Source organism: Variovorax sp. 01T439_2, from assembly GCF_056398445.1.
In genome coordinates this window covers 1-5,458 of the sequence record NZ_JBFTPJ010000351.1, presented here as the reverse complement: position 1 = coordinate 5,458, position 5,458 = coordinate 1, and the positions used below count along the sequence as shown (strand labels likewise).

The 5,458-nt window shown below is 64.5% G+C and carries 6 protein-coding genes; 4 read left to right on the top strand and 2 right to left on the bottom strand.

Annotated features, from left to right (window positions below):
• The first annotated feature begins 242 nt into the window (after positions 1–242).
• The 4 genes from AC1DOC_RS17345 (at position 243) to AC1DOC_RS17330 (ending at position 3,470) form a co-directional block, all read left to right on the top strand.
• A complete protein-coding gene (locus AC1DOC_RS17345) occupies positions 243–1,145 on the top strand; it encodes an amino acid ABC transporter substrate-binding protein (protein WP_012745981.1) in 903 nt (300 codons plus the stop codon).
• A 124-nt stretch (positions 1,146–1,269) separates the two neighbouring features.
• Complete coding sequence (locus AC1DOC_RS17340) at positions 1,270–2,004, top strand: amino acid ABC transporter permease (protein ID WP_012745982.1); 735 nt, start codon at positions 1,270–1,272, stop codon at positions 2,002–2,004.
• Between the two features lies 1 nt (position 2,005).
• On the top strand, positions 2,006–2,695 hold the full coding sequence (locus tag AC1DOC_RS17335) for an amino acid ABC transporter permease (protein WP_018903697.1): 690 nt from the start codon (positions 2,006–2,008) through the stop codon (positions 2,693–2,695).
• A 37-nt stretch (positions 2,696–2,732) separates the two neighbouring features.
• Positions 2,733–3,470, top strand: a complete 738-nt coding sequence (locus tag AC1DOC_RS17330; protein ID WP_018903696.1) for an amino acid ABC transporter ATP-binding protein — start codon at positions 2,733–2,735, stop codon at positions 3,468–3,470.
• A 63-nt stretch (positions 3,471–3,533) separates the two neighbouring features.
• Here the strand turns inward: AC1DOC_RS17330 and AC1DOC_RS17325 are convergent, their stop codons facing one another.
• A complete protein-coding gene (locus AC1DOC_RS17325) occupies positions 3,534–4,475 on the bottom strand; it encodes a nucleoside hydrolase (protein ID WP_062363275.1) in 942 nt (313 codons plus the stop codon).
• A gap of 46 nt (positions 4,476–4,521) precedes the next feature.
• On the bottom strand, positions 4,522–5,458 hold a 937-nt coding region (locus tag AC1DOC_RS17320), incomplete at its 5' end, for a DctP family TRAP transporter solute-binding subunit (RefSeq protein ID WP_478130154.1).

Sequence of the window (5,458 nt, the reverse complement as noted above, 5' to 3'; positions counted from 1 at the left end):
GACCCAGCCGGTGCGCCTGTCCGCGCCGGTGCCGCCGGCTGCCGAGCCCTCGGGCACAAAGGCTGCTTAGTGAAAGTCGGACAATGCCAATGGGTCCACCTGCACCAAGGCGGCGCCCGGATGTGCGCGGCCGGTGCGGCCGTCGCCGAGAATGCACCGGGTTGGTCCGGGTATTCCCCATCACGTGAATGTCTAGAATTTCGTTGTATCTGTATCTTCCAGTCACCTCAGGAGTTTTCCGTATGAACAAGCAAGTATTGGCATTGGCAATCGCAGCCCTGGCTGCCGGCAGCGCTTTTGCCCAAGCCAATGACACCCTGGCCAAGATCAAGGCCTCGGGCAGCATCACCGAAGGCGTGCGGGAATCTTCCGGCCTGTCGTACACGCTGGGCAACGGCCAGTACACCGGCTTTCACTACGACATCTGCGCCAACATCATCAAGGACATCCAGAAGCACCTGGGCCTTGCCAAGCTGGAAACCAAGTACCAGCCCGTCACCTCGCAAAACCGCGTGCCCCTGGTGCAGAACGGCACCGTCGACCTGGAGTGCGGCTCCACCACCAACAACGCCACGCGCCAGAAGGATGTTTCCTTTGCCGTGACCACCTACGTGGAAGAAGTGCGCATCGCGGTCAAGGCCAACTCGGGCATCAACAGCATCAAGGACCTCAACGGCAAGACCGTGGCCACCACCACCGGCACCACCTCGGTGCAGACCCTGCGCAAGAACGAGCGCGCCGGCGGCATCGACTTCAAGGAGCTCTATGGCAAGGACCACTCCGACAGCTTCCTGCTGCTCGAATCGGGCCGCGCCGACGCCTTCGTGATGGACGGCTCCATCCTGGCCTCGAACATCGCCAAGTCGAAGTCGCCCGCCGACTTCAAGATCGTCGGCGAAGTGCTCAGCGTCGAGCCCATCGCCATCATGATCCGCAAGGACGACCCGGCCTTCAAGAAGGTGGTGGACGACAGCATCAAGGCACAGATCAAGAACGGCGACCTCGCCAAGCTCTGGGACAAGTGGTTCCTGAAGCCGATCCCGCCGGCCAACGTCACGGTGAACCTGCCGCTGTCCGACGCCACGAAGGCCGCCTGGGCCAACCCGAACGACAAGCCGATGGAAGACTACGCGGCCAAGAAGTAAACACGGCAAGGCCATCCGCGCAACGCCCGCCGCCCCCGGCGGGCGTTTGTTTTCGCAAATGCGGCGCGCGGGCACGGCCTCTGCAAGCTAGCAGTCTGGAAATCTGAAAGAAGGAGAGTCCCCGATGGGATCAAACTGGGATTGGCAGGTCTTCTTGCAAGACCCGGGCGGGAAGTACCCGACCTATTGGCAATGGATGCTGTCCGCATGGGGCTGGACCGTGTCCGTGGCCCTGCTGGCGCTCGTCGTTGCGCTGGTGCTGGGTTCGCTGGTCGGCATCATCCGCACCCTGCCCAACAGCCCGTGGCTCATACGCCTGGGCAATGCCTGGGTCGAGCTGTTCCGCAACATTCCGCTCCTGGTGCAGATCTTCCTCTGGTACCACGTGATTCCGGCGCTGGTGCCGGTCATGAAGGGCGTGCCGAGCTTCGTGCTGGTGGTGCTGGCGCTGGGCTTCTTCACCTCGGCGCGGATTGCCGAGCAGGTGCGCTCGGGCATCCAGGCGCTGCCCAAGGGCCAGCGCTACGCGGGCATGGCGGTGGGCTTCACAACGCCGCAGTACTACCGCTACGTCATCCTGCCGATGGCCTACCGCATCATCATTCCGCCGCTCACGAGCGAAACGATGAACATCTTCAAGAACTCGTCGGTGGCGTTTGCCGTGTCGGTGACCGAGCTCACGATGTTCGCGATGCAGGCGCAGGAAGAAACCTCGCGCGGCATCGAGGTGTACCTGGCGGTGACGGGGCTCTACGTGATCTCGGCCTTTGCGATCAACCGCATCATGGCGTACATCGAGAAGAAGACGCGCGTGCCGGGCTTTATCGTCTCGGCCAGCGCCGGCGGCGGGGGGCATTGACATGATGAATCTCGACCTGTCGTTCTACAACTGGGACGTCATCAGCAACTTCGTCGTCAAGGGCTTCTATTTCAGCATCATGCTGACGATCGTCGCCACCATTGGCGGCGTGCTCTTCGGCACCGTGCTGGCGCTGATGCGGCTGTCGGGCAAGAAGTGGCTCGACGCGCCGGCCGCCATCTACGTCAACGGCATGCGCAGCATTCCGCTGGTGATGGTGATCCTGTGGTTCTTCCTCTTGGTGCCGGCCTCGTTCTACGCGGCCTTCGGCTCCATCGGCTCGAACTACCGCTCGGAAATCTCGGCCGTGATCACCTTCATCGCGTTCGAGGCGGCCTACTTCAGCGAGATCATGCGCGCGGGCATCCAGTCGATTCCGCGCGGCCAGGTGAATGCGGGCCAGGCGGTCGGCATGACCTACGGCCAGAACATGCGCCTCGTGGTGCTGCCGCAGGCCTTCCGCAACATGCTGCCGGTGCTGCTCACGCAGACCATCATCCTGTTCCAGGACACCTCGCTGGTCTACGCCATCGGCGCCTACGACATGCTCAAGGGCTTCGAGACCGCGGGCAAGAACTTCGGCCGCCCGATCGAGGCCTACCTGCTCGCGGCCGTGGTTTACTTCATCATGTGCTATGCCTTGTCGTGGCTCGTCAAGCGCCTCCACAAGAAGATCGCCATCATTCGCTAGCCGAGTGGCTGAACCGGAGAAAGAAATGTCCGAAAAAATGATTGAAATCAAGAACGTCTCGAAGTGGTATGGCCCGGTGCAGGTGCTCAACGATTGTTCGGTGAGCATCTCCAAGGGCGACGTGGTGGTGGTGTGCGGGCCCTCGGGCTCGGGCAAGTCCACCCTCATCAAGACCGTGAACGCGCTCGAGCCCTTCCAGAAGGGCGAGATCACCGTCAACGGCATCCCGCTGCACGACCCCAAGACCAACCTGCCCAAGCTGCGCTCCAAGGTCGGCATGGTGTTCCAGCACTTCGAGCTGTTCCCGCACCTGTCGGTCACCGAGAACCTCACGATCGCGCAGATCAAGGTGCTGGGCCGCAGTCCCGACGAGGCCAAGACCCGCGGCCTCAAGATGCTCGACCGCGTGGGCCTGATGGCGCACAAGGACAAGTTCCCGGGCCAGCTCTCGGGCGGCCAGCAGCAGCGCGTGGCCATTGCCCGCGCGCTCAGCATGGACCCGATCGTGATGCTGTTCGACGAGCCCACCTCGGCGCTCGACCCCGAAATGGTCGGCGAAGTGCTCGACGTGATGGTGAGCCTGGCCAAGGACGGCATGACCATGATGGTGGTCACGCACGAAATGGCCTTTGCGCGCAAGGTGGCGAGCCGCGTGATCTTCATCGACGTGGGCGGCAAGATTTTGGAAGACTGCCCGAAGGACGAGTTCTTCAGCCACCCGGAGAACCGCCAGCCGCGCACCAAGGATTTCTTGAACAAAATTCTGCAGCACTGATCGATTCGCTGCGGCACCAAAAGCCACGCTGTTCGCAGCGTGGCTTTTTTATTTGCCCGGAGCCTACGGCAGCCGCGCGATGTGCTCCGTCAGCAGGTCGAAGAAGCCCTGCGCATCGCCATCGACGATCCAGTTCACGTTGGGTGGGCGGTGCAGGCTGCCGTGCCAGTCGGCCGCGGTCTGGCCGAAGCCCATGCCTTCGCGGCTGTCGACCTCGACGTGGATGCGCCTGCCCCGGAAGAGCGAGGGCCGCAGCAGATAGGCCGTGACGGTCGCGTCATGCACCGGCCCGCCGGGCATGCCGTAGTGCTGCATCTCCTGCGGCGCATAGGCGTCGAGGATGTCGGCGACGATCGCGCCGGCCCGGTTGCCCAGGCCGCGCAGCCGCGCGATGCGCTCGTCGCTCGTGAGGATCTTGTGCGTCACGTCGAGCGGCAGCATGGTGATCGGCACGCCGCACTTCAGCACGGCCTCGGCCGCATGCGGATCCGCGAACACGTTGAACTCCGCCGTGGGCGTGATGTTGCCGCCATTGAAGTGCGCGCCGGCCATGAGCACCAGTTCGCGCAGGCCGCGCACGATGTCGGGCGCCTGCTCGAGCGCGAGCGCCAGGTTGGTCTGCGGGCCGAGCATTGCGAGCGTGATGCTTTTTTCAGGCGCGGCGCGCAGCGTGCGGACCAGGTAGTCGACCGCATGGCCTTCAGCCAGCGGCGCGGCGGGCTCGTGCACCTTCACGCCGGTGATGCCTTCGCGGCCATGGATGTTGGCCGCGTAGATCGGCGTGCGCAGCAGCGGCCGTTCGGCGCCCGCGTACACCGGAATGCCGGGCCGCCCGGCCCATTCGCAGGCGAGGCGCGCATTGCGCGAGGTCTTGGCCAGCGGCACGTTGCCGGCCACCGTGGTCAGCGCCTGGACCGCGAGCGATTCGGGTGCCGCCAGGGCGAACAGCAGCGCGATCACGTCGTCCGCGCCGGGGTCCGTGTCGATGATCAGGGTGTGGTGCATGGCCGCATTGTCGCGGCCTCCACCCCGATCTGCAGGAACGCGAGCTTTACTTCTGGCGCGCCGCGATCGCCTTCTCGGCCTTGGCCACGAGGTCCGCGCCCACGGTCGACTTCCACTTGTCGTACACCGGCCGCGTGGCCTTCACGAAGGCTTCGCGCTCGTCGGGCGTGAGCTGGGTCACGGTGACGCCCATGGCGGCAATGTCCTTGAGCACCGGCTTGTCGGCTTCCACCAGGCCCTTGCGCGCGAGCGCGATTTCCTGCTTGCCGGCATCGACGGCGGCCTGGCGCACGATGGCCTGGTCGGCCGGCGTCCACGAGGCCCAGATTTCCTTGTTGACCACGAACACCAGCGGGTCGGCCACGTAGCCCCAGGTGGTCACGAACTTCTGGCCCACGGTGTGCATCTTGAGCACGGTGAACAGGAAGAGCGGGTTCTCCTGGCCGTCGACGGCGCCGCTGGCGAGCGCGGGCTGCGCGTCGGCCCAACTCATCTGCGTGGGATTGGCGCCGAGCGCGGTGAACATGTCGGAGTAGATCGGCGAGCCGACGACGCGGATCTTCATGCCCTTGAGGTCGGCAGGCGACTTGATCGGCTTCTTCGAGTTGGTGATCTCGCGGTAGCCGTTCTCGCCCCAGGCTAGGGGCACGACACCGGCCTTGTCGAGGGTCTTGAACATGTCCTTGCCGACCTCGCCCTGGGTGAGGGCGTCGATGGCCGCGTAGTCGGGCATCAGGAAGGGCATGGAAAAAAGGTTGAGCTGCTTGACCTGCGGCGACCAGTTGATGGTCGAGCCGACGGCCATGTCGATCACGCCCTGGCGCAGCGCGCTGAATTCGCGGGTCTGGTCGCCCTGGATGAGGGACACGCCGGGGTACAGCTTGATGTTGATGCGGCCCTGGGTGCGCTCCTTGACGAGGTCGGCCCAGATCTTTCCGGCCTGGCCCCAGGGGGTGGGCGGGCCGAGCACCAGGGACATCTTG